A 24,612-nucleotide genomic window follows, 5' to 3' on the forward strand; every position below is an offset into this window, starting at 1 on the left:
GCGGGGCCCATTCGCCCGGCGATCTGTCAACCGGATCGCCGGACGGGGCATCTCCACCGGGGAACGGGATGCGGCGATCTCGGTGGATTTATCCTGAAACACTCATCGATCCCGGAGGATCGCAAGACGATGGCCTCAGAGGAAGACGGCCCCGAGCCCGCCCCCACCCTCCCCGAGCCGGTCTCGAAGCAGGAGGAGCCGCGACCGAGCTTGCTCCGGTCGTTGTGGCGTGGAGCAAAGCGGGGATTCCGATGGGTCTCTTACGTCACCGGGGCGATCGCGGCCGTGCCCCTGGTCCTTGGCCTGGCCCTGGCCGCGTTCGGCCTGGGGACCGGCCGAGGATGGGGCATTCCGGGTTTGCTCACCAACTCGCTCGGTTTCTGGCTCGTCTCCGCCGTCTGGGGAGGGATCATCGGGGCGATCCTCGGCCTGGTCATTGGCCTCATCCCCCGGGCCCCCGCGGGCTCTCGAAGGGCCTTGTGGGGGGCGAGGCTCGCCCGTCCCGTTCCATTCCTCCGCAGGAAGAGGGGCGAGGAATCCGCCGGGCAGCCCCCGGCCCCTCGATCGCGATCCCGCCGATGGGCGATCCGGCTCGGCCTGACGCTCCTGGCGATCCTCGCGATTTCGGCCGGGATTGGAACTTATTTGGCCTGGAAGGTAGACCGACGCCTCGAAGCCGTGGTCGCCGAGGCCGATCAAGACGACCCATCCTGGCGCTGGGACGACCTGCTCGCCGACCGTGATCCGGTCCCCGACGAGGAGAACTCCGCGCTCTTCGTCGCCGATGCACTCTCGTTCCTACCCCGGGATTGGCCCGCAACTTCCCCGGCGACAGCCGGAGATGCCCAGGGGACTCCCGACGAGGTTTCGAAAGCCTACGATGTCCTCTCCGCTACGCCCAATAACGTCCTGCTATCCGACGAGGTCGCCGAGACCCTCCAGGGCGCGATGGACGCCCACTCCGATGCGGTGGCGATCGCCCGGACCGTCGCGGAATTCGACCGGGGGCAACACGAGTTCCAACCCGGCCCGACGCTCATCGACACGCCCCTGCCCGAGACGCAGGCCGCCCGGACGGCGGCCCGGCTGCTGGCCGCAGACGCGGCGGTCCGGGACCACTTCGGCGATCCCGACGGGGCCCTCGATTCCTGCCGGGCCATCCTCGGAGTCGGCCGATCGATCGGCGACGAGCCCTTCCTGATCTCGCAACTGGTCCGGATCGCCATCGGGGTGGTCGCGATGCAATCCTCGCGCAGGGTCCTGGCCCAGAGCGAGCCGTCCGATGAGGCGCTCGCCCGGCTCCAGGATCTGATCCTCGACGAATTCGACCAGCCCTTGTTGCTCGACGCCTTGAAGGGAGAACGGGCCATCCTGATCGAGGTGATCCGGCGGATCGCGACCAACGAGATCCCGATCTCCGCCCTCTCGAGCGACAGCTCGAAGGCCGATCCCCGCGAGCGCAAGACGGTGACCGCCCCCTGGGGCCGGATCATGTACGAGAACCAGATGGCCCTCGGGCTGGAGTGGATGAACCAGGCCGTGGACATCGCCCGTCAGCCACCCTCGGCCCGCCCGCCACTTGTCCGTCAGTTGGAAGCCGAAGTCGACCGGGTTCGTCGGAGCTGGCAGCTCCATTTCAATACCGCGACCCTCCCCGTCCTGATGATCCCGGCCCTGTCGGCGAGCTACACGGCCCACTCGCGATACCTGGCCGAGTTGGGGTCGACAGCCATCCTGATCGCCGCCGAGCGGCACCGGCTCAAGACCGGGTCATGGCCCGACTCGATCGAATCGATCGATCCGGAGATCCTCCCGGACCCGCCGGTCGACCCCTTCTCGGGCCAGCCCTTTCGCCTCCTCCGTGAAGGTGGACAGTTCTTGATCTACTCGATCGGCGCGAACGCCCAGGACGAGAGGGGCGACTACCAACCGAAAAAGTGGCGGACCGACAAGCACGATGACGTGGGAGCGCGGGGGTGGGATGTCCTCCTCCGAGGGGTCCAACCTCAGCCTGCGGGAGACCCGACTCCACCGGCAACAACCTCCCCTTGAACCACTTCGCCGAGTCCCCTTCGATGCCGCGCATCCCGATCTCCGACCTCGATGACCCTCGGGTCGCCCATTACCGCCACCTCAAGCCGACCAACCGGACCCGGCGTTCCGGCGTGTTCGTCGTCGAGGGGGAGACGCTGGTCGACCGCCTGCTCGCCAGCGAGTTCCCCACCGTCTCGGTCCTGTCGACCGAGCGATTCGAGCGCAGGATTGCCCCGAAGGTCCCCGAGGACATCCCCCTGCTGGTCGTCCCGGACGACCGGATCGAGGACCTGATCGGCTACCACTTCCACCGGGGGGTCCTGGCCTGCGGGGGGGCTCGCGACTGGCCCGATCTGGACTCCATCCTCCAGGCTCGAGGCCCGCGAGCCACCCTGGTGATCTGCCCGACCCTGGACAAGCCCGACAACCTGGGCTCGATCCTCCGGATCGGCGACGCCTTCGGGGTCGACGCCGTGGTGGTCGGCAAGGCGTGCCCCGAGGCCCTGTCGCGCCGGGTGATCCGGGTCTCGATGGGGGCCGCGTTCCGGCTCCCGGTCTTCGTCGAGGACGACCTGCCGAGCCTGGTCGACCGGCTCCGCCGCGATCACGGGCTCGGCCTGATCGCCGCCGACGCCCACCCGGACGCCGAGCCATTGGATCGCGCGAGCCGGCCCGACCGACTGGGCATCGTCCTGGGAAGCGAGGCGACCGGCCTGGACGACACCTGGCTCGCCCGGGTCGACCGCCGGGTCACGATCCCGATGCGACCCGGGGCCGACTCCCTCAACGTCGCCGTGGCCGCCGGGATCTTCCTCCACCACTACACCCGGTCGGACCTGGGGTGAATCCGGCAGCGTAACAACGAAATCCCACGTCCTTACTTTTTCGCTATCGCCACGATAACGTAATCCGGAGTTAACTTGTCGTCACATTAAGACAATTATGTCGGGTGCCATGCTCACGCTGCGCGAGAGCATGGCTCATCGCGGGTGTCACCCCACGCCCTCGCGCAGCTTGAGCATGCCACCCGCCGGGCGAGCACTCAACTCACCCCCCGAAATTTTCCCGGAGCATGGCCAGGCTCTTGGGGACGGCGGACTCGGCCTCGTCGTTCCCCTCGAATTCGAGCGAGATCCAGCCCCGGTAATCGTGATCCTGGAGGATCTTGGCGATCCGGGAGTAGTCGAGGTCGAGCTTGTACCAGCGGCCCCCGCCGTAGTAGGTCTTGGCCTGGACCAGCGCGATCGGCACGCTGCTGGACGCCATCTTCTCCATCTGGGCGTAGGAGTCTTCGAGGAAGTTGCCGGTGTCCAGCGTCATCTGGAGCCAGGGGGACTTGATCGCCTCGACGATCCTCAGGACCCCGTCGGCGGTCCGGCCCAGGCCCCAGTGATTCTCGAGGCCGAGGACCACCCCGCAGGCCTCGGCCCGGGGCAGGATCTTCTCGATCGACTCGATCGCCCAGCCGAACGCCTCGTCCTCGGTGTGCCCTTCCAGGGCGGGCTCGATCCCCTTCTTGGCCATGAAGTCGTCGAACGACTTGACGGTGCCCCACCGGCCGGTGTTGATCCGCATGGTGGGGATGCCCAGGCTGGCGGCGAGCTCGATCTGGTACATCGTCTTCTGGACGTTGGTCTGCCGGAGGTCGGCCTCCGGGTAGACGAACCCCTGGTGGGTCGAGAAGCCCATCAGGGCCAGGCCCAGCGAGTGCGCCTGACGCTTGATCTTGTTGACGGCGGCGGGCGACTCGTCCTCCATCTGGACGTGGAGGATCTCGACGCCGTCGAACCCCATCGCGGCGGCCTTCTCGATGCAGTCGGCCATCCCCAGCCGCTCGCCCCGGAACTGCCAGAACGAGTAGGTCGAGACGCCGATCGAATTGCGTCGGCGAGGCTTCGATCCCGACGGACCCGCCTGTGGCTGCTGCCCCACGGCCGACCCTCCCAGCCCGACCACCGCGGCCCCGGCCAGCCCGAGGAATCCCCTCCGATTCGGCATCATCATTTCATCCGGCTCCTTGACCTAGGAATCGATCGGGTCCAGGCTAGCCCGCGACGGTGCCCGGGGCAAGCGTGACGTGCCCCGGGAATCTCCGGACGCCCCCGTGTCGGGCCGGGGCGACAAAATCCGAAAGATTTCATTTGGGGCGAAAGATATTCGTTGTTACGGTAACATTCGTGGTTGGATCACATCGAGCGGACGGTCCTGATCGACATCCGACGGAGGGACTCGCGATGCGGACAGCGGTAGCGGCGAAGTGCGCGTTCGTGCTCGGCGCCGGGGCCTTGGCGGCCGCGGCGATCAACAACTATTCGGCACGGGCGGCCGAGAACTCGAAGCCGGCCCCGGCCGACGCCCTGGCCGTCGGCTCCGAGATCTTCCACCGCGAATGGATGCCCGACGACGCCCGAGGTCACGGAGGCGACGGGCTCGGCCCGGCCTTCAACGACACCTCGTGCGTGGCCTGCCACAACGCGGGCGGCGGCGGCGGGGCGGGCCCGGTCAGCAAGAATATCGACATCCTGAGCGCCTCGAGGATCGGGATCGTCCAGGCCAGCCTCGCGATGGCGGCCCCCCAGGCGGTCGAGCTCGCCCCCGGCGTGCCCCAGGCCGTCGCATCGGCCGTCGGCGTCACCATCCCGCCCCCGTCCGACCCGCAGCTCCAGCCGCTGATCGACCTCCACCCCGGCTTCAAGAACGGCCGGACCGTGGTCCTCCACAAGTTCGGCATCGACCCGAGCTATGACGCCTACCGCGACGAGTTCCTCCGGCGCGGGGCTTCGGCGGCGGAGGTCGGCGTCTCATTCGTCAATGCCGACATCCCGGTCGATCCGTCGGTGCTCCTCCAGCCGCAAAGCCAGCAGAGGCGCCGGGTCGAGAACCTCTCGCTGGTCGCGACGGCCCGGATGCAGCAGGCCCGGGTGGCCGCGTTGGCGAACATCCCCGGGAGGATCGGCCAGATCAACGTCGGGTCGTTCGTGATCAACCGCTCTCAGCGTAACCCGACCCCGCTATTCGGGCTGGGCCTGATCGACGCGATCCCCGAGTCGGCCATCGAGGCCATGGCGGCGCAGCAGGCCAAGTCCGACCCGGCGACCGCCGGGAGGGTCGCCCGGACCTCGGACGGGCGGGTCGGTCGGCTCGGCTGGAAGGGCCAGACGGCCAACTCGGAGGACTTCGTCCTTAACGCCTGCGCCGTCGAGCTGGGCCTGGAAGTGCCCGGCCATCCCCAGGCGATCACCCCGCAGGCCCCGCGCTACAAGGCCACCGGACTGGACCTCTCGGCCGACGATTGCTCGTCGCTGGTCGCCTATGTCCGGAGCCTCCCCCGGCCGGTCGAGCGGGCCGCCGAGACCGAGTCGGAGGCGAAGTTCCTGGCGAGCGGCAAGTCGGCGTTCGCCAGCATCGGCTGCGCCTCGTGCCACGCCGCCAAGCTCGGCCAGGTCGAGGGGATCTACAGCGATCTCCTGATCCACGACATGGGCGACGACCTGGGCGATAACGGGTCCTACGACGGATCCGACGGCTCGGACGACGACGGCTTCGATGACCCCCTGGTCCCCCTGGCCTCGGCCCCGGCCTCGGATCAGCAAGCCCGGACGATCCCGGTGGGCTCGAGGGTCCCCAAGGGTGCCCGCAAGAACGAGTGGCGGACCGCCCCCCTCTGGGGCGTCCGCGACTCCGGCCCGTATCTCCACGACGGCCGGGCCCAGACCATCGAGCAGGCCGTGGCGCTCCACGGCGGCCAGGCCTCGAACTCGGCCCGCAAGTTCTTCCTGCTCTCGCCGCACGAGCGGCTCCAGGTCGAGGCGTTCCTCAAGTCGCTGGTCGCCCCGACCAACCCCGAACGCCGGCAGCTCGCCCGGACCGGGAAGTCTGCCAGCGAGTCGTGATGATCGATGAGTGATCGGGGTCGAGGGTCGATCGAAGTCCCTCACCCCAACCCTCTCCCAAAGGGAGAGGGAGACAAAAAATTCCCTCTCCCCCCGGGGGCTTTGCACCAAAACCCAAGTACAAGCGTCCGAGCGGCGGGGTTTCGGGAAGAATGGGATGAGATGGGGGTTGAAATCGGGATACCCAATTCACCTCAGCCGCCGAAGCCCCCATGTCTTGGACAATCGTACCAGGGTTTTGGTGCAAAGCCCCCCCCGGGAGAGGGTGGCCGAAGGCCGGGTGAGGGTCCCCTTCGATCCGCCTGGCCGTCTGTGACTCCGAGGAAAATCGAGGGTCGATCGAAGGCCCTCACCCCAACCCTCTCCTGGGGGGAGAGGGAGCCGGAATCATCCCTCTCCCATCGTGTGAGGGTCCCTTCCCGAATCCACAACTCGCGACCGAGGAATCCGACCCATGCGACCGGACCGGCGGTACCGAGGCGGTCGAGCCGCCGCGACGTGGCTCCTGGCTTCATGGCTCCTGGTGCTGGTCTCGAACGCGACAGGCCGGGCGCAAGGGTGGTCGAGCGAGCAGATCGACCCCAACGGCCACACCGGCGAGGTCGTCGGGATGGCCCTGAGCGGCTACGGTAAGCCGCTCGTCAGCGCGAGCCGGGAAGGCCCGGCCAAGCTCTGGGACGTGAACCGATCGATCAGCTTCCGGGCCAATCTCGACGGCCACGAGCGAGGGGTCCGGGCCGTGGCGATCTCGTTCGACGGCCGAACCATCGCCACCGGTGGGGGGGACGGTAAGGTTCGCCTCTGGGATGCGGACGGGAAACCCCTGGCCACGCTGGAGGGGCACACCGGAGACGTCGAGGCCCTGGCGTTCTCGCCAGACGGCAAGACCCTGGCCTCGGGCGGGCGTGACGCCGCGATCCGGCTCTGGGAAGTCGCCGGGCGCGGGGCCTTGAAGACCATCCAGGGGCACCGAGCCGGGGTCCGTAGCGTGGCGTTCTCGCCCGACGGCAAGACCCTGGCCTCGGGGGGTCGCGACAAGGAGGTCAAGCTATGGGATGTCGCCGGAGGGGCCGAGAGATCAACCCTGGGCCATCACGACGCGGCGGTCTGGTCGGTGGCGTTCTCGCCCGACGGCAAGACCCTGGCCTCGGGCGGGCTCGACAAGTCGGTCCGGCTTTGGAGGATCGAGCCGCCCGCTCCCCAGCCGGCGGATGCGCCGGTCGACCCACAGGCCCAGCCGAATCAGGCCCAGTTCTGGCAGGTTCCGGCGGAGGTGGCGGAGGTCGCCTTCACTCCCGATGGGCTGTTCGTGGCCGCCGCGGTCTCCGACCTATCGGCTCGGAGGCCCACGCCGGGCACCGTGGAATTACTACCGACCTTCCCCAATATCACGTCTTTCCAGGGAAGTGGCATCGCCCAGGCGCCCAGTCCGCCACATCGGATTCGCGGCCACCTCGGCGCGATCCGGGCCCTGGCGTTCGGCCTCGGGGGCTCGACGATCATCACCGGAGGGGGCGATGGCTCGATCCGGCTCTGGGACGCCTCGACCGCGAAGCCATTAGCCGCCTCGATCGGCCCCCGCCCCCAGGTCCCGATCGGCGATCGGATCATGACGCACCTCGATCCGATCGAGGCGATGGCCGTCACGCCCGACGGGTCGAAGATCGTCACCGCGACCGAGTCCGACGGCCTGACGCTCTGGGATGCCGCGACCCGCGAAGTCCTCGGTCGGCTGGGCGAACCGCTCGGGCCGGTCCGGGCCCTGGCGTTCTCGCCCGACGGCAAGACCCTGGCCGATGGGGGGGATGGCAAGGTCATCAGCCTCCGAGACCTCGCGACCGGCCTTGAAGTCGGCCAGTTCAAGGGGCATGACGGGGCGATCACCTCATTGGGCTTCTCGCCCGACGGCAAGACCCTGGCCTCGGGCAGCAAGGACGGCTCGGCCACGCTCTGGGACGTGGCCGGCCGGGCCGAGGTCGCCATCCTCGCCCGCCACACCAGCGCGGTCAATCGCGTGGCCTTCTCGCCCGACGGCAAGACCCTGGCCACCGGCGGGCTCGACTACACGGTGAAGCTCTGGGACGTGGCCGGGGGGAGCGTCCGGGCCAACCTCCAGGGGCATCGCGACTTGATCGAGGCCCTCGCCTTCGCCCCCGACGGGGCGACCCTGGCCTCGAGCGACCGGACCGGCCTGATCCGGGTCTGGGACGCCTCAACAGGTATCGAGCGGGTCTCGATCCAGGTGCCCAGCCCGGCCCTGGCCCTCGCGTTCTCCGCCGATGGCCGATGGCTGGTCTCCGGCGGAGGCGACCACGCGCTCCGGACCTGGAACCCGACCAGCGGCCAGCCCGTGGCCTCCAAGGCCAATGCGCACCTCGGGCCGATCCGGACCCTGGCCTTTGGGCCGGGCGGGAAGGTCGTCATCTCGGGGGGCCTCGACCGCGAGGTGAAGCTCTGGGATTTCGCCGCCGAGGTCGGCCCCCGGCCCTTTGGTGACCTCGAAACCAAGGTCGTCTCGATCGCAGCCAGCCCCGACGGCCGGGTCGTCGCCACGGCCACGCTCGACGGGGCGGTGAAGACCTGGGACGCCGCCACCGGGCTCCCCCGGCAGACGCTCGCCCCCTTCGGGGCATCCAACGTCCGACTGGCCTTCTCGCCCGACGGCCAGTCCCTGGCGGCCCAGCCGACCAACCCCAATCGGAGCTACCTCTGGGATGTCGCGACCGGGTTGGCTCGCGAGAAGGCGCCGATCATCCCCCCCGGGGTCCTGGACCTGGCCTTCACCCCCGACGGCCGATACCTGGCCACCGCCGGGAAGGCCGAGGTCAAGCTCTCCGACCTCGTCGAGAACCGGGCCGATCGGATCTTCGAGGGAGCGACCGGCGCCTCGCAGGCCCTGGCGATCAGCCCCGATGGCAAGGCCCTGGCCGTGGGCTCGACCGACGGGCGCATGACGATCTGGGACATCGACAAGCCGGACGAGCCCCGCCTGAGCGTCCGAGCCTCGCCCCGAGGGATCGCGGCGATGGCCTACTCGCCCGACGGCCGGACGCTGGCCGTCGGCGGACTGGACCGGACTGTCGACCTGGTCGACCCTTCGACCGGCCGCGATCGCTTTACACTCCGGGGTCCCTCCCGGCCGATCAGCTCGATCGCCTTCTCGCCCGATGGAAAGCTGGTCGCCTCGGCCTCCGACGGCGAACCGATGCTTTACGTCTGGGAGACCGCCGGGGGGCAACTGGTCTCGACGCCCACGCTGGCCGACTCCTCGAACCGCGAGGGGTTCGCCTGCCTGGCGTTCTCGGCCGATGGGAAGGCGCTGCTGGCCGGGGGCGACCGGGGCGTCACCACATTCGACATGACACCGGGTCATCGCCCGCCATCGACGGCGGTCGAGCCAGCGGGGGGCTCACGATGAGCCCAAGCCGTTAGACCCCGAGGGGTTCCGCCATGCAGAACGGCTTACAACGCCGGAAGTCTCCCATCCTCCTCCCGGACTGATGAGGGGGGTGTACCTCCCGGTGGCGATCGAGGGGCATGCGTTCCGACTCCCGGATCGCCTCGATGATCCGGGCGACCCTGGGGCGGAGGATCTCGGCGCGGGCCAGGGTGAGCCCCGGGTCGGTGAGTTCGTCCATCGCCCGGCGGAGGTCCTCGGCGAGTTCATTTCGTTTCATCGGGGCGATCATGGCAGGAGTCCGTGAGTTTCCTCGTATTATCGTGTCGACGGTCCATTAGGCAACTGCGTGACAGACAAAAGTCGGCGAGCCGAGGTTCGCGGGATGTGCCCTCGGGCTCTTGGGGACATAGGATCCGGGTGCCATGCTCTCGCGAAGCGTGAGCATGGGGGTGGTTTGCAAGTCTTCTCATGCTCACGGTTCGCGAGAGCATGGCACCCGGAGTTCGCGGGATCGGCCGACCAGGAAATGGACGTGCCCGGCCCCACGCCCCCGTGCGAGACCGGGGAGAGGGGCCGGGAGATTCCGGCGTGGGGGATGGCAGTCGCCGGGGCGTGATCGAAATCAAGGTAACACCCGAGAGTTGCGTCCCGATGAGGGCCCCGCGAAGCTCGCGTGAATTCCGCGACCGCCCCTCGGACGGGGCGAGCATGGGTCCCCACCCCACGACCTGGTTCGGCCGCCCAGAGAGGAACAGGGAGGGGTGGACATCCGTCGCCCGACCGGATAGCTTTTCGCCTGGTCCGGGACGAATGGGGACGGTCCTTCGAGGGGATGGCATGCGACATTCCAGTGTCGGTTTCGCGGTCGTCGTCACGCTCGGCTGGCTGGCCCAGGCGGGCATCGCGGCGGCCCAGGGGGAAAATCCGGGCTCTCCGGGCGAGGAGCATCGGCGGCTCGAACCTTTGGTCGGGCGTTGGGATGTCTCGGTGATCTACAAGCTCGGCCCCGACGTGGAGCGCAAGGGGACCGCCGAATCCGAAGCCCGGTGGGTCCTGGATGGGCGTTTCCTCCGCCAGGACTACACCAGCAAGCTCGGGAATCGCCCCTTCGAGGTGGTCCAGTTCCTGGGGTTCGACCGCCGGAAGGGGAAGTTCCTGGAACTTCGGATGGATAACCTCGACACCGGCCTGATGCATAACGAGGGGACCATCTCGGCCGACGGCAAGACGATCACCTGCCTGGGGGATCGGATCGACCCGGCTTCCGGAAAGTCGAGGCGGCTCCGGACCGTGACGACGCTCGAGGACGCCGACCACTACACCCTGGAATGGTTCCTCGAAGGGGACGACGGCCAGGAGCAGAAGACCGTCACCCTCTCCCACACCCGCAAGAGGCCCTGATCGGCGATGCGATACCGGGCCCTGGCCACCGACTACGACGGGACGCTCGCTGAGCGCGGGGCGGTTGCCGACTCGACCTGGGCGGCGGTCGAGCGACTCCGGTCGACGGGTCGTCGGGTGGTCCTGGTGACGGGCCGGGAACTCGACGAACTCCGCGAGGTCTGCCCCCGGCTCGACCTGTTCGATCGGGTCGTCGCCGAGAACGGGGCGCTGCTCTACCGGCCCGAGGATCGGACCGAGGAGGCGCTGGGGCCTCGCCCGCCCGACGCGTTCCTCGAAGCCTTGATGGCCCGGGGGGTCGGGCCGATCTCGTCGGGTCGGGTGATCGTGGCGACCTGGGAGCCCCATCGACCCGTCATCGAGGAGACGATCCGGGAGCTGGGGCTGGACCTGGTGGTGATCCCCAACAAGCGGGCCTTGATGGTCCTCCCGCCGGGGATCGACAAGGCCTCGGGCCTGGCTCGGGCGCTGGGCGAGCTGGGCTTGACGCCGCTCGACACCGTGGGCGTGGGCGATGCCGAGAACGACTCGGCGATGCTCGAAGCCTGCGGGGTGGGCGTGGCCGTGGCCAACGCCCTGCCGATGCTCAAGGCTCGCGCGGATCTCGTGACCGAGGGGGAGCGCGGGTCGGGGGTGGTCGAGCTGATCGGCCGGATGATCGACGAGGCCCTGCCGGCTCGATGAGGCGGATCTTATCTTCGCCTCATCGTCCCTTCAGGTTGGCACTCTATCATCCGAGGACCGACGCGAGATCGCCCAGGGAGGGGCGGCCTCGACGCGATCCCGGCTCGGGCCGGGGAGCGACGTCGGATGACGTTCGATCATCCTCCCCGTGAGGTCCCCCGGATGCGACCCGCCGCCAACCCGCTCGACCGGATCTCGCACTTCGTCCACGACCACTTCCTCGGGCTCCTGCTGGCCACCTATGCCATCGCGGCCCTCGGGCCGGGGCCGGGGATGGCGATCCGATCGGTCTCCCTCGGCCGGATCTCCTTGATGGGCGAGGGGATGAATCTCACACTCCCCTCACTGATGCTCGGCTTCCTGCTGCTGAACGCGGGGCTGGGGGTGAAGGCGTCGGAGTTCCGCAACCTGGCCAAACGACCCGCTCCGCTGGGCCTGGGGCTCCTGGCCAACCTGATCATCCCGATCACCTACATCTTCGGGATCTCGTGGGCCCTCCAGGCCTGGCACAATAACGGCGAGGTCCAGGCGATCCTGGTCGGGCTGGCCTTGGTGGCCTCGATGCCGATCGCCGGGTCGTCGACCGCCTGGTCGCAGAACGCCGACGGCGACCTCGCCCTGAGCCTCGGCCTGGTGGTCGCCTCGACCCTCCTGAGCCCCCTGGCCACGCCCCTGGCCCTGCACGCGGTCGGCTTCATGGCCGAGGGGGACTACGCCGAGGATCTCCACGAGCTGGCCGCGCACGGCTCGGGCATCTTCCTGGCCGCCTGCGTGGTCATCCCGTCGATGGCCGGGATCGCGATCCGCCTGCTGCTGGGCGAGGCCCGATTGGCCGCCTCCCGGCCCTACCTGAAGCTGGCCAACTCGGTGAACCTGCTGGTCCTGAGCTACTCCAACGCCGCCGCGGCGCTCCCCCAGGCGGTCGCGGACCCCGACTGGGACTTCCTGGGGGCCATCCTGGCGATCACTTCGGGCCTCTGCGTCCTCGCGTTCGGCTCGGGACGGCTGATCGCCGGATGGCTCGGGGCCGACGCCTCGACGAAGGCCTCGCTGATGTACGGCCTGGGGATGAACAACAACGGGACCGGCCTGGTCCTGGCCTCGATGGCGCTGGCGGATCACCCCCGGGTGATGCTGCCGATCATCTTCTACAACCTGGTCCAGCAGGTCGTGGCCGGGGCCGTCGGACGACGGATGGCCGAGCCTCCGGCGAGTCCTAGCCCCGAAGGGCATGCGATTCGCTCCGGTGATGAGGTCAGGGTCCCCGCCGGGACCGGCGCCCCGATCGTCCCATGACCCGAGAGACCACCCCCCATGACGCCCGATAACGCCCTGACCGTCTCCATCGCCCACGACCCCAAGGACATCGAGAAGGCCATCACGACGGCCTTGACCGAGATCGCGCTCGACGACTTCAAGGACAAGGTCGTCGCGATCAAGCCCAACGACACCACCGCCAAGCCCGGCGACAAGACCGCCTGCACCCAGGCCGACTCGCTCCGGGCCACCATCCAGTTCGTCAAGACTCTCCATCCCCGTCGGATAGTCGTCACCGGAGGGGCCGGCGACATGGAGACCGAGGACGTCTTCAAGGTCCTCGGCTATTTCGAGGTCATCCAGTCCGAGGGGGTCGAGTGGTTCGACCACAACAAAGGCCCCTTCGAGGCCGTCGACATCCCCTTCGGCCCCCAGCGCAAGGTGATGGTGAACCCCAAGATCTTCGAGTACGAGAAGCTCGTCTCGCTGGCCCAGCTCAAGGTCCACCGGACCGCCACGGTCACGCTGGCGATCAAGAACATGGCCATGAGCTACCCGGCCGCCGACTACTACGGCCACCCGCGCGTCAGCCAGAAGATCCACCCGCACAACATCCTCAAGGACAAGCAGGCGTTCCTGGTGGGGATGCTCATGCGGTTCCCGATCGACCTCTCGATCGTGGTCGGCCACCCGGCGATGATCGGCACCGGCCCGATCGGGGGCAAGGCGGTCGAGACCGGCCTGGTGATCGCCGGGCGAGACCCGGTGGCCGTCGACTCCGTGGGGGCCTACCTCCTCGGATTCGAGACCCTGGGCGTCCAGCACCTCCACCAGGCCTACCAGCTCGGCCTGGGCACGCCCTACTCCGATCCCGAGAAGGAAGGGGAACCGGGCCGCCTGACCATCAAGGGGGTCTCGGTCGAGAAGGCCGTCAAGATCTTCCGAGAAGCGGCCTACGGCGAGGCCTTCTGATTGGAGTTCGCCGAGTGAATTGGGGACGGACTCCGGGCGTATCCGGTGGGTGCCCGTCCCCTTTCTCGGTCGCTCGCGCCTCGCGTTCCGATCTTCGACGAGCCGTTCGAACGGAGGGCGACCCGTCTTTGTCTCCCCGGCAAGATCCGGCTACAATCGAGGAGACAGGAGGCTCCTGGCCCCGCGAGAGGGATCATCCCATGCCCGTCCACGACTGGACCCGCGTTGACGCGGGATTGTTCCACGCGTTTCACCAGCGATGGATCAGCGCCATCAGCGATGCCTTGAACGCGGGAGGGCTACCGTCGGATTACTTCGCTCTGACCGAGCAGTCGATCCGGGGGCCTGTCCCCGATGTCCTGACGCTCCACCTCTCGCCCGGCTCGGCCGAACCCACGGGAGGGACCCAGGGCCTGGCCGTTGCCGAAGCGCCTCCGCGAGCCCGGATGATCCGCAGGACCGAGGCCAGTCTGTATGCCGGAAGGGCGGATCGGGTCACGGTCCGTCACCGGCACGGCCAGGTCGTCGCCGTGATCGAGATCGTCTCGCCCGGCAACAAATCCTCCCGGAGCGAGATCCGCGCCTTCGTCGAGAAGGTCTCCGACCTGATCCAGCAGGGCGTCCACGCCCTGATCGTCGACCTCTTCCCGCCGACCCCGCGCGACCCTCGGGGGATTCACAAGGCGATCTGGGATGAGTTCGAGGAGGAGGACTTCCTCCCCCCGGACGACAAGCCCTTGACGCTGGCCGCCTATTCCGCCGGGGGGATCAAGACGGCCTATGTGGAGCCGATCGGAGTGGGCGACGAGCTGCCCGAGATGCCCCTCTTCCTGAAACCGGAGGTCTATGTGCCGGTCCCCCTCGAAGCGACCTACCGGACCGCCTGGGACGCCTTCCCGGCCGCGTTGCGGGGATTGCTGGGCGTCGCCCGGTAGGGCCGCATCGGAGGCTCAGGCCGACTGGCCGATCACCTCATCGAGCGCCGGGACCGCACCGGAGCGGAGGTCGGACTTGCCGAAGCCGGGCAGGGCCCCGAGCGACTGGGCCTCGGCCTGGGCCTCGGGATAGTTGCTCACCAGCATCACCGGGACCCCGGCCAGGTCGGGATCGGCCTTGATCGCGCGGATCAGGTCGAGGCCCGAGGAACCGTCGAAGTCGAGCACGCGGTTAACCAGGACCAGATCAAACTCCCCGGCACGGAGGGACGCCATCGCCTGGCCCTTCGAGTCGGCCGAGGCCACCTCGGCCCCGTAGGACTTCGAGAGGTGACGCGAGATCGAACCATGGTCGTAGCCGCACTGGCCGACGTTGAGGATCCGAGGCTTGGTCATGACTGGGCCTCCCGGGCCGGATTCGAAGCGGAGCCTGGTCGGACTGACCGAGATCTCGGCTCGGCCCCGCTCCCCTGAATTGTACGCCTCCCGACCCGACATTCGTAGCCCAAGCCCGGCCGATCCTGGAACGTACCTTCACGATTCCGGAGGGGTGACGGGGCGCATCGGTCGATCGGCCAGGGCGTCCTCGACGGCTTCCCCCACCTCTTGCGCGAACGCCCCGAAGGCGCCGCCGAGTTTCGAGCATCGCGTGATCGTCGAGAAGTTCGAGCGGATCTCCGTGGCGGTCATGCCGGCCGCGCCCATGGACCGGGCGTGCATGTAGAATGAGCGGTAGGCGGGCTCCCAGGTCAGGGCCATCACGGAGGCCCGGCCGCAGGGCGAATTCGGCGGCGCGGGGACAACTTCATTCGCGACCCCGGTTTCGCCGGGCACGGCAAGCCCACCTCGCTCCCGGGATTCCGAGATGAAGGACACGAGTTCCTTCGTGACCGGCTCGCTCGGGATCCGGGCGACCGCCCGATTCTTGATCCGGCCGAGCTTCTGCCCGGACTTCAGGACGCCCGCGCGAGCCAGGAAGATCGCGTCACCCGCCAGCTTCGCTACTTCAAGGTCCCCCAAATCGTCCCGCTTGATGAGCCCGGAGTAGCTCTGGAAATGCCGACGAAGGCGCCGCTTCGACTGGCGGCATTCGGGGCATCGGACGCAATCGGCGGCGAGATTGAAACCAAGCTCCTCGTACCAGTGCTTCTGCTGGAGTGCATAAAACAGGTAGGGCCGCTCGCAATCCCGGCACCGGCAGAGCTGATCCACATAGCATTGGCGGGGGACGCAGGCATTCCCTTGTTTGGAGATATCCGCCCGGATGGCCGACTCCGGGAAGACCGTCAACCGGAGCGAACCATGACCCCAGCAGGACTCGACGATCTCCTCATCGGAGAGGTCCGAGCCGGCGGAGGTCGTGGTTTCGCCGTATCTGGGATGGACGACGAGGTTGCCCGGCAGCCGGAACGAATGTCGGAGCATGGCCGGGGCTTTCCCCTCGATCGATCATTTCCGTCCTGACAATCCCAAGGACACTTTCAAACAATCATCAACCCTGGCCATCGACACCGGGTCGAGGGAGCCGATCGGCTGGATGGCAGACACGCTCACGGTGAAATGGTTCTCGCATTTGACCGCCGAGGCGAGGAGCAGGCCCGAACCTTGACCTTCGGGGGTCGACGGGTCGATCTGGAGTTGGGTTGGCTGAGACACGTTCCGCAAGTTCGAGGTGCTCGCGGCAACGATCGTGGTCTCGAGCCGCCGGTTGTTACGATCGTCCTGGACGATCAAGGCCGGTCGCCGCTTGCTCCCGCCATCAACGAAAGGAATCCGGACGAGGACGATGTCACCCCGCTTCATGGCCGCTCCGGGTAGCGGTCGTAGGCGTCCATCGACGGATCGTCCCAGTCACCCTTCATCGCGTCCCAGATCAGGGGAGCGAACTCCTCCGGAGTGGGCTCGTCGGGCTCGATCAGCGCCCGGATTCGTTCGTACAGATCGGCATTCACGAGGACATACGTCGTCTTGGTCTCGAGATCTTCGACGCGGACGGGCGAACCGCCCGCGTCTTCGATGGCCCGATGTTGCTCGACGGTCAACGCGATCATGGCCTGTCATCCTTTGATAATCACGGAGCTCTCGTCAAGCCCCGAATTTCTGGAGCCGGCCGGCGTGGGCCATGGCCAGGGGCATGATGTCCTTGGCGAGGATCTGGCCGAGCCCGCCCTGGAGGCAGGGGCGCTCTCCGAAGGTGGTCACCAGGTCGGGGCGGCTGGTGGCGGGGGCCCAGAGGAGCAGGGGGACCGGGTGGAAGCTGTGCGACTTCATCCGGGACGGGGTGGAGTGGTCGCCGGTGACGATCAGGACGTCGGGCTTCAGCGCCATCAGCTGGGGGATCTCGGCGTCGAGGGCCTCGATCATCTCGACCTTCTTGGCGAAGTTGCCGTCCTCGCCGGTGCTGTCGGTGTACTTGTAGTGGATGAAGAAGAAGTCATACTTCTCCCACTCGGCCTTCGCCACGGCGAACTGGTCGGCCAGGGTCTTGCCGGGCTCGACGACGGTCATGCCCACCAGGCGGGCCAGCCCCCGGTACATCGGGTAGACGGCGATCGCGGCCGACTTCAGGCCGTAGACCTCCTCCATCGTGGCGATGGCCGGGAACTTGGCGAACCCGCGCATCATCAGGAAGTTGGCCGGGCTCTCGTCCTTGAGGATCTCCTTGGCCTGGCGGAGGAACTCGGCGGCGACCTTGGCGGTCTTCTCCGAACCCGCGTCGCCCGCCTTGGGCTCCAGGGTGTGCAGGCCGGTCGAGAGCGGGTCGGTGTCGGCGACGTTGTCCCCCAGCCCTTCGCCCCGGAACCGCACGACCAGTCGATACTCGCGGACCGGCTCGACCAGGATCTCGATCCCGTCGATCTTCACGGCCCGGAGCTTCTCGACCAGCTTCTCGCAGACCTCGGTGGGGATCCGGCCGGCCCGGCGGTCGGTGACGATCCCGTCGGCGTCGATGGTGCAGAAGTTGCCCCGGATCGCGACGTCCCTGGGGCCGACCTCGACGCCGATCCCGAGCGCCTCCAGGACCCCTCGGCCGATGTCGTTCTCCAGCGGGTCGAAGCCGAAGAGGCCGAGGTGCCCGGGGCCAGAGCCGGGGGTGATCCCGGGGGCGACCGGGGTGCTCAGGCCGACGGTCCCCTCGGTGGCCAGGGCGTCGAGATTCGGGGTCCGTGCCGTCTCCAGCTCGGTCTTGCCGCCCGGCTCGATCGGCAGGCCGCCGAGGCCGTCGGCCACCAGCATCACGATCTTGGTCTTGTTGGATTCTCGGAGCTGGCGGATCAGATCATGCATGGACATGCGAGGCGGGTCCCGGTGGTGACTGGCGAAGGTGGACGCGGCCCGATTCGAAGCGGCCGCGCCGGACCCCTTTGGGGTACCCGACTAGGGCCGGAGATGCAATCCCGAAGATTGGAAGCTCCGGAAATGCAAGATCGGCTCACGGACTCGGATTCACTTCAGAGGTCCGCCGGTTCGGCCGCAGCGACGATCCGCCGGATGCCGTCGCCTTTGAAGCCAAGGGCCATCGGCCGGGTTGCTCCGGGCAGGATCGCCACGTCGTAGAGTTCGGAGACCATCCCTTCGAAGCGGACCGAGTGGACGGCTTCTCCACTCCTCAAATCGACGACCGCGAGGCCGCAGACGGCTTCCTCGCCCCGGCGAGCCAGGACCTTATCCAAAGCCAGGCCGCCGAAGGTGCCGTCGCGACGCGGCTTCGAGAGTCCGACGACCGCGTGATGCTCCCCGACGAAGGCGAGCCCTCGGAGGTAGCCGGGGCAGAACGCCGCCGGCTCGAAGCGACCGGCCGAACGGTCCACCTTCCCGAGCTGACCCGTCCCGGAATTCAGGAGCCAGAGCTCACCCTCGCGGATCCGAGGCGAGTGCGGCATCGACAGGCCCGTCGCGACGGGCTCGCCCGAGGGGATCTCCAGCACGAGGCCGCCGTCGCGGCGATGGTCGCGCCAGCGGTTTGCCTCGTCCGATGCGGCAACGGCCGTCGCATAACGAAGGCGGCCCCCCTCCAAGGCGATGCCATTGAGGTGGCAGCGGTCCTCGGCCGCGAGGGCCGAGATGAACGGAGGCCGCCAGATCGGCGCGAAGCTGTAGCGGTCGTGGGTCGTGCCGACGCAGTTGAAACCGGTCGCGGCGAAGACCGGCCGCCCTCCCGCTTCGATCGCAACGTCGTGGACATCAAGGTCGCCGGTGGTGATGCCGAGCCTGGGCACGAACAGGCGATCATGCCCGTCGTAGACCTGCTGGGGGCGGAGCACGTTCTCGAGCCGCCAGAGCTGGAATTGAGTGCTCATCAGCAACGACTGGCCATCGCCCCAGAGCCCCATTGCCCGGGCGAAATTGCGTTCGAATACGGCAAGCCCGCCATCGGCCTTACGGCCCAGCAACATCAGCTTGCCCGACTGGTACGTGGTACAGGCCAGGCTGACGCGTTGCTCCGCCATCCAACCGGTCAGTCCTGGCGAGGCGGTGACCCTGAGCCAATCGGCCTCGGCTGCCCCGGTCTCGGGGGCCAGTTCGGCGAGATCATCCATGGGCGGACTCCTGTCGGGGCCGGCAAAGCCGCAACCTGCGACCGATATTGCGAAGGGCCGCCGCGCCGCTCGTCGAGGCTTCGATCGGAAAGATAAGTCATGGCGATAGGCGAGGAGAACTGTTCGTGCCATTTCAACGCTGCCGTAACCCTCCGTCCCTACTCGGCCAATGCCAGCATGGTCGAATTCCGACTCACCTTCTCGATAGCTGTCCTAGCCTAGAGCACCAGGGCGGTTCCGACATTCTTAAGGCTGACGATGCCCAAAACGCAGGGTTTCGAACGGCACTCGGCCGAGATCGATCGGGCGTGTGAGCTTGAAAATCATGAAGACGAGTCTCGGATCTGGATGCCGGCACGAACCGCTCGCCACGACCGCAAATAATTAAAGACGTCAGGAAACCAACATGATCCGCCGATCCGTTGATGATGCCAAGCGAGACCAGGCCCGACGTCCCCTCCGCGACCGTCGACGAGCGGCCCCTCCCAAGCGCAAGTGGACCCCCGAGGCGCTCGACGCGCTGGAGCGGCGGCTGGTGATGACCGGCGGCCCGGCGGTCAGCTCGATCGTCCGGGCGATCCCCTCCGGGCCGCTCACCTCGGAGACGAGCGTCACCTACACGGTCACCTTCAACCAGGCCGTCGACAATGTATCTTCCGACGACTTCAAGGTCGTCGCCTCGGGCGGAGGTTTGCAGTACCAGGCGCCCGTCATCGTCTCGGCGAGCCAGGGCACCGTCTTCTCGGTCGAGATCGACGGCATCCGCGGGTCGGGTACGTTGCGTCTCGATCTCATCGACCACGACTCGATCGCCGCCCTCAACGGCGATGGCCCTATCGGCGGCGTGGGGGACTACAACGGCAGCTACCAGGGGCAGTCGTACACGATCAACCAGGTCTTCCCGACGGTCCTCTCGATCGAAGGCACGACCCCGACAATCGGGGCGACGGACGCTTCAACGCTCGTTTACACCGTGACCTTCAACAAGGACGTGACCGGCGTCACGGTCGATGACTTCACCCTGGAACTCACCGGCACGGCCTCCGGGACGATCTCCGCGGTCGCCCCGGTCGACGCCTCGGTCTATGAGGTCACCATCTCGGGCGTCGCAGGGCAAGGGGAGCTCTTCCTGAAGCTCGCCAATGACGGTACGATCCGCGACCTGACCGGCAATCCGCTCCGGGGGCCCGAGGGGTCGTTCCTGTTCGAGCCGGCGGAGAGCTACCCGTCGATCAACAATCCCACGTACATGGAGACGGGCGACCTGAACGGCGACGGCAAGCTCGATCTCGTCACGACCAACGGCGGCGGCGGCAATATGAATCTCGTCGCGGTGCTACTGGGCAACGGCGACGGCACCTTCGGCAGCCCGACTTCCTATTCGACCGAAACCTCCAAGGCCGGTCAGCTCCGACTCGCCGACCTCGACGGGGACGGCGACCTCGACGTTGTCCTGGTTGATCCCTTCGACGACGTGGTCGTGGTGATGAAGGGCAACGGCGACGGGACCCTCGGCTCCCCGACGACCTTCGCCACCGGCAACTCGCCCAACGGCATCGCCGTGGCCGACCTGAACGGCGACGGCATTTCCGACGTGGTCACGGCCGACGAGAACGACGACACGGTCTCGGTGCTGCTGGGCAACGGCGACGGCACCTTCGGGGGGGCCGTCCCTTACGCCACGGGCAGCTCGACCTACGGCGTGGCGATCGGCGACGTCAACGGCGACGGTCGGCCCGACCTGGTCGCCAGCAACTACGGCGACGACAACATCAGCGTGCTGCTGGGCAACGGCGACGGCACCTTCGGCACGCAGCAGACCTTCGACTCCGGCGGCTATCCCTACTTCCTCACGCTGGCCGACGTCGACAACGATGGCAATCTCGACGTGGTCCACGGCTCCGAAGCCGACTCGGAAGCATTCGTGCTGCTGGGCAACGGCGACGGCACCTTCGCGGCTCCCATAGGCTATGACCTGGGCACCAATGCCGAGGTCCTGACGGTGGCCGACGTCGACGGCGACGGCCACCTCGACATCTTCGGCAATAGCCTGTTGCTGCTGGGCAACGGCGACGGGACCTTCGGGGAGCCCATCGACCTGGCCGAAGCCGAGCTCGAGAGCATGGTGATCGGCGACTTCAACGCCGACGGCCGCCCCGACCTCGCCGGGTCGAATTACTACAACGACTCGGCCGATGTCCTCCTGAGCGCCACCGGCGAATACGTCGGCCCCACTTACACGATCCTCCAGGCGACGACCACCACACTCGAGGCCTCGCCGTCGGATCCGGTGCACGGCCAGTCGATTGTCTTCACGGCGAACGTGGCCGCACTGGGCAGCCCGGCCGTCGGCGGCACGGTCACCTTCCGCGACGGATCCACCGTTCTTGATATCGTGCCGATCGACCAATTCGGGAGTGCGACCTACTCCACCACGAGCCTGTCGATCGCGGGCAGCCAGCATTCGATCACGGCGGAATACACGCCGGGCGCCGGCTACGGGACCAGCACCGGTACTCTTTCCCTCGTGGTGGACAAGGCCACGCCGGTCGTCACTTCCGTGGTCGTCCCGACTTCGTTGACCTTCGGCCAGTCCACCATGGTGTCCGTGATCGTGACGACGCCCTTTTCCACCCCCGTGACCGGGACGGCGGACATCCTGATCGACGGTCAAGTGGCCACGACCGTGGCGTTGGTGAATGGGCTAGCGACCTATCAGGCCGAAAACATCGGCGGTGGCAGTCACTCGATCGTGATCCACTACAACGGGGACCCGACCCTCAACGAAGCGACCTCCTCGTCGACGAACGTCTCCGTCTCGACCGCGCCCAGTTCGGTGGCGGTAACACCCATCCTGCCCTCGGGCGCGATCTTCGGGGCCCCGCTGATCGTCAATGCGACCGTCTCCTCGGAGGTCGGCATCCCGAGCGGCCAGGTCCAGCTCCTGAGAGACAATCAGGTGATCGCCACGGCGACCCTCGACGGCGCGGGCCAGGCCCAATTCACCACGACCTTCACCGCCATCGGCACCTACACGTATTCGGTCGCCTACCTCGGTTCGTCCGACCACTCGGTCAGCAGCGGTACGGCCCTCAATGGAGTCTCGGTGGCCCGGGGCACCTCCTCGACGTCGCTCCTAACGCCGGCGACGGCCGACCAGGGCAATGCGGTGACGCTCACGGCAACCGTGAGCGGGCAGTTCGGCCTAGTCCAGGACGGCACGGTCACCTTCTCCGTCAATGGCACGCCCATCGGCACCGGGACGGTCGGCCTCAACGGGGTAGCCACCCTGATCACGACCGATCTTCCCGGCGGCACGAACGAGGTCTCGGCCTCGTTCGACGGCGGGTCGAGCTTCCTGGCCAGCGGCGCTCAGGCCGTGGCCATCACGATCCGAGGCCAATCGCAGGCAGGGGAGGTCGTCTCGTCCACCCCGCAGGCCTTCTTCGGCCAGAACGTGACCCTGACGGCCACCTTCTCGGCGACCGCGATCGACGGCCTGACGCTGACCGGCACGGTCGACTTCTTTGACGGCGACGTCTACCTGGGGACGGCAACGCTGGCCCCCCTGACCCAGGGCAATCTGCTCGGCGGCGCGGGCCTCCAGGCGTCGCCCCTGGCCGATCCGTCGATCACCTCGGGCCAGGCAACCCTGCCGACCACGGCCCTCTCCGTCGGAGATCACGTCATCCGGGCCGTGTACTCCGGCGACGCCAACTACGCGTCGGCCACCTCGGAGACACCCGTCTCCGTCCTCATCACCACGACGATCACCAGCACGACGCTGGCCGTTTCGACCACGCCGGAGGGGACCGTCCTGGATGCTCTGGTCCAGGTGGTCTCGCCGGGCGACCCGACCGTCCAGGGGACCGTCTCGTTCTTCAACGGCCAGACCCTCCTGGGGACCGTCCCGATCGTGAATGGCCATGCGATCTTGAACATCGGCGTTTTGCCCGCGGGGCAGTACGCGTTCAGCGCCACCTTCTCCGGAGGGGGCGAGTCCTCGGCCGGCGAGTCCTCGTCCTCGGTCGAGCTCCTCGGCGACTCGACCATCGGGTACGTCTACCTGGACCTCAACGCCAGCGGACGGCCCGATGCCGGCGAACCGGGCCTGGCGTCGAGGGTCGTCTTCGCCGACCTCAACGGCAACGGCAAGCTCGACCCGGGCGAGCCGACGGCCACCACCGACTCCGGCGGCCACTTCACCCTGGCTGGGGTCGCCGTCGGCTCGGCCGGCATCTTCGAGGCGACCTCGCGGGATGTCTCCCGACGCATCGTGGTGGACCAGTTCCACAACGAAGCCAACGGCGAGCTCGCCATCGGCGTGACGCCGATCTCGCCGGTGGCCCCGGTGCCGGTCGTTCTCGACCCCGCCTCGACCAACCCGCCGACCAACCCGAACGCCGCGTACATCGGTTCCCTCTACCGCGCCGTGCTGGGCCGCGAAGGCGGCGCCAAGGAGATCGCCGTCTGGCTGCGCCTGATGGCCAAGGGGGCGACCCAGGATCAGGTGGCCCGTGGCTTCGTCAACTCGCGGGAACACCGCATTCACCAGGTTGTGACCTACTACCACCAGTTCCTCCACCGGGCCCCGGACCCGTCCTCGAAGTTCTGGGTGAAGTCACTCCTCTCGGGAGTCTCCGAGGAGAAAATCGTCAAGAGCTTCCTGGCCTCTCCGGAGTATCAGAAGGCCCACCAGGATCCAGCCCGTTACATCCGGGACCTTTACCTGGACGTGCTCGGCCGCCGGGGTGAGGACGCCGGCGTGCACGCCTGGCTGGCCAACCTCTCCGCCGGCATGACCCGACGTGCGATCGAAGCGTACTTCGTGGATTCGCCCGAGGCGATCGATCAGCTCGTCACCAGCTTCTATGCCTCTTACCTCCGCAGGCAGCCGGACCCGACCTCGGCCCGTTGGTCGACCGAGCTCTCCTCGCCGCGCGGATCGGCCACCGACGTGGCCATCGGCTTCCTCACGAGCGAGGAGTTCATCAAGCGGGCTCGCCGCGGACGGAGCTGAGCAACCCCTTGCCAAACCCGGCCCGACGCTGCAAGCGATGGCACCTCGGGCCGGGGGGCTCGCGCCTGGGCCCTCCCCGAATCGCGGAGGGCTCGTTCATTTCGCACCTCCCGCCTCGTTGACTGGACGACTCATCTCTCATGAACGGCGAAAGAATGGTGGCGATTCAGAACGGCGGGACGAGCCCGACATGCGAAGCCAATCCCACCCACCCTGACCCGCTCCCGGAGGGCAGGGAGCAAGTGAGGCTGAAGGGCTCCTTGGCGCGGTCGTGGTATGGCCCCTGGGCAAAACCACGGGGCTAGAAATCATCCTCGTGGCCGGTCAGTGTCGCACGTTGACCGCCTTTCTTCTATCATAAGCATGTGACGCAATTGGTTGCCAATCCCCAAGATCGTACCGACTGAGCCGCACCATGGACGACCTCTCTCGCTTCTGCTGCCTGAATTTCGAGTGCTCAGAATACGGCAAACGT

General features: G+C 67.7%; 18 protein-coding genes. 10 read left to right on the forward strand and 8 right to left on the reverse strand.

The genetic code is table 11. The features are described 5' to 3' along the window. The first annotated feature begins 129 nt into the window (after nucleotides 1-129). Nucleotides 130-2,052, forward strand: a complete 1,923-nt coding sequence (locus tag P12x_RS28090; protein ID WP_435008405.1) for a hypothetical protein — start codon at nucleotides 130-132, stop codon at nucleotides 2,050-2,052. A 23-nt stretch (nucleotides 2,053-2,075) separates the two neighbouring features. Further along, nucleotides 2,076-2,879 carry a TrmH family RNA methyltransferase gene (locus P12x_RS28095; RefSeq protein ID WP_435008407.1) on the forward strand — a complete coding sequence of 268 codons (804 nt, stop codon included), beginning with the start codon at nucleotides 2,076-2,078 and terminating at the stop codon, nucleotides 2,877-2,879. A gap of 202 nt (nucleotides 2,880-3,081) precedes the next feature. Here P12x_RS28095 and P12x_RS28100 read toward each other — a convergent pair whose 3' ends face one another. Beyond that, nucleotides 3,082-4,035 carry a sugar phosphate isomerase/epimerase family protein gene (locus P12x_RS28100; protein WP_435011743.1) on the reverse strand — a complete coding sequence of 318 codons (954 nt, stop codon included), beginning with the start codon at nucleotides 4,033-4,035 and terminating at the stop codon, nucleotides 3,082-3,084. A gap of 233 nt (nucleotides 4,036-4,268) precedes the next feature. Here P12x_RS28100 and P12x_RS28105 point away from each other — a divergent pair, with 233 nt between their 5' ends. Next, nucleotides 4,269-5,927: a di-heme oxidoredictase family protein gene (locus P12x_RS28105; protein ID WP_435008408.1), complete on the forward strand. Its 1,659-nt coding sequence runs from the start codon at nucleotides 4,269-4,271 to the stop codon at nucleotides 5,925-5,927. A gap of 454 nt (nucleotides 5,928-6,381) precedes the next feature. Next, nucleotides 6,382-9,345, forward strand: coding sequence for a WD40 repeat domain-containing protein (locus P12x_RS28110; RefSeq protein ID WP_435008410.1), 2,964 nt, complete (start codon nucleotides 6,382-6,384; stop codon nucleotides 9,343-9,345). A gap of 10 nt (nucleotides 9,346-9,355) precedes the next feature. On the opposite strand, the gene P12x_RS28115 is transcribed toward P12x_RS28110, so the two are convergent. Continuing rightward, nucleotides 9,356-9,604 carry a hypothetical protein gene (locus tag P12x_RS28115; RefSeq protein WP_435008412.1) on the reverse strand — a complete coding sequence of 83 codons (249 nt, stop codon included), beginning with the start codon at nucleotides 9,602-9,604 and terminating at the stop codon, nucleotides 9,356-9,358. 560 nt (nucleotides 9,605-10,164) lie between these two features. On the opposite strand from P12x_RS28115, the gene P12x_RS28120 reads away from it, so the two are divergent. The 5 genes from P12x_RS28120 to P12x_RS28140 all read left to right on the forward strand — a co-directional run bounded on the left by P12x_RS28120 (nucleotide 10,165) and on the right by P12x_RS28140 (nucleotide 14,576). Next, nucleotides 10,165-10,728 carry a DUF1579 domain-containing protein gene (locus P12x_RS28120; RefSeq protein ID WP_435008413.1) on the forward strand — a complete coding sequence of 188 codons (564 nt, stop codon included), beginning with the start codon at nucleotides 10,165-10,167 and terminating at the stop codon, nucleotides 10,726-10,728. 6 nt (nucleotides 10,729-10,734) lie between these two features. Next, nucleotides 10,735-11,412: an HAD family hydrolase gene (locus P12x_RS28125; protein WP_435008414.1), complete on the forward strand. Its 678-nt coding sequence runs from the start codon at nucleotides 10,735-10,737 to the stop codon at nucleotides 11,410-11,412. A gap of 126 nt (nucleotides 11,413-11,538) precedes the next feature. Next, nucleotides 11,539-12,708, forward strand: a complete 1,170-nt coding sequence (locus P12x_RS28130) for a bile acid:sodium symporter family protein (RefSeq protein WP_435008415.1) — start codon at nucleotides 11,539-11,541, stop codon at nucleotides 12,706-12,708. A gap of 18 nt (nucleotides 12,709-12,726) precedes the next feature. Continuing rightward, nucleotides 12,727-13,641 carry a DUF362 domain-containing protein gene (locus tag P12x_RS28135; protein ID WP_435008417.1) on the forward strand — a complete coding sequence of 305 codons (915 nt, stop codon included), beginning with the start codon at nucleotides 12,727-12,729 and terminating at the stop codon, nucleotides 13,639-13,641. A 200-nt stretch (nucleotides 13,642-13,841) separates the two neighbouring features. Next, complete coding sequence (locus P12x_RS28140; RefSeq protein ID WP_435008418.1) at nucleotides 13,842-14,576, forward strand: DUF4058 family protein; 735 nt, start codon at nucleotides 13,842-13,844, stop codon at nucleotides 14,574-14,576. Nucleotides 14,577-14,591: 15 nt separating this feature from the next. On the opposite strand, the gene P12x_RS28145 is transcribed toward P12x_RS28140, so the two are convergent. The 6 genes from P12x_RS28145 to P12x_RS28170 form a co-directional block, all read right to left on the reverse strand. Next, the gene (locus P12x_RS28145) at nucleotides 14,592-14,972 is read right to left on the reverse strand and encodes a response regulator (RefSeq protein ID WP_435008419.1); all 381 of its coding nucleotides are present in this window, start codon (nucleotides 14,970-14,972) and stop codon (nucleotides 14,592-14,594) included. A 138-nt stretch (nucleotides 14,973-15,110) separates the two neighbouring features. Then, complete coding sequence (locus P12x_RS28150; protein WP_435008420.1) at nucleotides 15,111-16,001, reverse strand: zinc-ribbon domain containing protein; 891 nt, start codon at nucleotides 15,999-16,001, stop codon at nucleotides 15,111-15,113. Between the two features lie 24 nt (nucleotides 16,002-16,025). After that, nucleotides 16,026-16,379: a type II toxin-antitoxin system PemK/MazF family toxin gene (locus tag P12x_RS28155; RefSeq protein ID WP_435008421.1), complete on the reverse strand. Its 354-nt coding sequence runs from the start codon at nucleotides 16,377-16,379 to the stop codon at nucleotides 16,026-16,028. Continuing rightward, nucleotides 16,376-16,627: a hypothetical protein gene (locus P12x_RS28160; RefSeq protein ID WP_435008422.1), complete on the reverse strand. Its 252-nt coding sequence runs from the start codon at nucleotides 16,625-16,627 to the stop codon at nucleotides 16,376-16,378. The genes P12x_RS28155 and P12x_RS28160 overlap by 4 nt, the downstream gene beginning before the upstream one ends. Nucleotides 16,628-16,661: 34 nt before the next feature. Next, nucleotides 16,662-17,870: a 2,3-bisphosphoglycerate-independent phosphoglycerate mutase gene (locus P12x_RS28165; protein ID WP_435008423.1), complete on the reverse strand. Its 1,209-nt coding sequence runs from the start codon at nucleotides 17,868-17,870 to the stop codon at nucleotides 16,662-16,664. Between the two features lie 158 nt (nucleotides 17,871-18,028). Next, nucleotides 18,029-19,117 (reverse strand): TIGR03032 family protein, encoded by a 1,089-nt coding sequence (locus P12x_RS28170; RefSeq protein WP_435008424.1) that lies wholly within the window; start codon nucleotides 19,115-19,117, stop codon nucleotides 18,029-18,031. A gap of 406 nt (nucleotides 19,118-19,523) precedes the next feature. On the opposite strand from P12x_RS28170, the gene P12x_RS28175 reads away from it, so the two are divergent. Next, entirely contained in the window at nucleotides 19,524-24,137 is a 4,614-nt protein-coding gene (locus tag P12x_RS28175; RefSeq protein ID WP_435008425.1) for an Ig-like domain repeat protein, read from the forward strand. The last annotated feature ends 475 nt before the right edge of the window (nucleotides 24,138-24,612 follow it).

Source organism: Tundrisphaera lichenicola, from assembly GCF_051175385.1.
GTDB lineage: Bacteria > Planctomycetota > Planctomycetia > Isosphaerales > Isosphaeraceae > Tundrisphaera > Tundrisphaera lichenicola.

Coding starts and splice junctions, on each gene's coding strand:
- P12x_RS28165 (WP_435008423.1), bottom strand. CDS start 17,870: ATGTCCATGCATGATCTGATCCGCCAGCTCCGAGAATCCAACAAGACC.
- P12x_RS28130 (WP_435008415.1), top strand. CDS start 11,539: ATGACGTTCGATCATCCTCCCCGTGAGGTCCCCCGGATGCGACCCGCC.
- P12x_RS28120 (WP_435008413.1), top strand. CDS start 10,165: ATGCGACATTCCAGTGTCGGTTTCGCGGTCGTCGTCACGCTCGGCTGG.
- P12x_RS28145 (WP_435008419.1), bottom strand. CDS start 14,972: ATGACCAAGCCTCGGATCCTCAACGTCGGCCAGTGCGGCTACGACCAT.
- P12x_RS28150 (WP_435008420.1), bottom strand. CDS start 16,001: ATGCTCCGACATTCGTTCCGGCTGCCGGGCAACCTCGTCGTCCATCCC.
- P12x_RS28155 (WP_435008421.1), bottom strand. CDS start 16,379: ATGAAGCGGGGTGACATCGTCCTCGTCCGGATTCCTTTCGTTGATGGC.
- P12x_RS28105 (WP_435008408.1), top strand. CDS start 4,269: ATGCGGACAGCGGTAGCGGCGAAGTGCGCGTTCGTGCTCGGCGCCGGG.
- P12x_RS28100 (WP_435011743.1), bottom strand. CDS start 4,035: ATGATGCCGAATCGGAGGGGATTCCTCGGGCTGGCCGGGGCCGCGGTG.
- P12x_RS28160 (WP_435008422.1), bottom strand. CDS start 16,627: ATGATCGCGTTGACCGTCGAGCAACATCGGGCCATCGAAGACGCGGGC.
- P12x_RS28110 (WP_435008410.1), top strand. CDS start 6,382: ATGCGACCGGACCGGCGGTACCGAGGCGGTCGAGCCGCCGCGACGTGG.
- P12x_RS28115 (WP_435008412.1), bottom strand. CDS start 9,604: ATGAAACGAAATGAACTCGCCGAGGACCTCCGCCGGGCGATGGACGAA.
- P12x_RS28095 (WP_435008407.1), top strand. CDS start 2,076: ATGCCGCGCATCCCGATCTCCGACCTCGATGACCCTCGGGTCGCCCAT.
- P12x_RS28170 (WP_435008424.1), bottom strand. CDS start 19,117: ATGGATGATCTCGCCGAACTGGCCCCCGAGACCGGGGCAGCCGAGGCC.
- P12x_RS28135 (WP_435008417.1), top strand. CDS start 12,727: ATGACGCCCGATAACGCCCTGACCGTCTCCATCGCCCACGACCCCAAG.
- P12x_RS28175 (WP_435008425.1), top strand. CDS start 19,524: ATGATCCGCCGATCCGTTGATGATGCCAAGCGAGACCAGGCCCGACGT.
- P12x_RS28125 (WP_435008414.1), top strand. CDS start 10,735: ATGCGATACCGGGCCCTGGCCACCGACTACGACGGGACGCTCGCTGAG.
- P12x_RS28090 (WP_435008405.1), top strand. CDS start 130: ATGGCCTCAGAGGAAGACGGCCCCGAGCCCGCCCCCACCCTCCCCGAG.
- P12x_RS28140 (WP_435008418.1), top strand. CDS start 13,842: ATGCCCGTCCACGACTGGACCCGCGTTGACGCGGGATTGTTCCACGCG.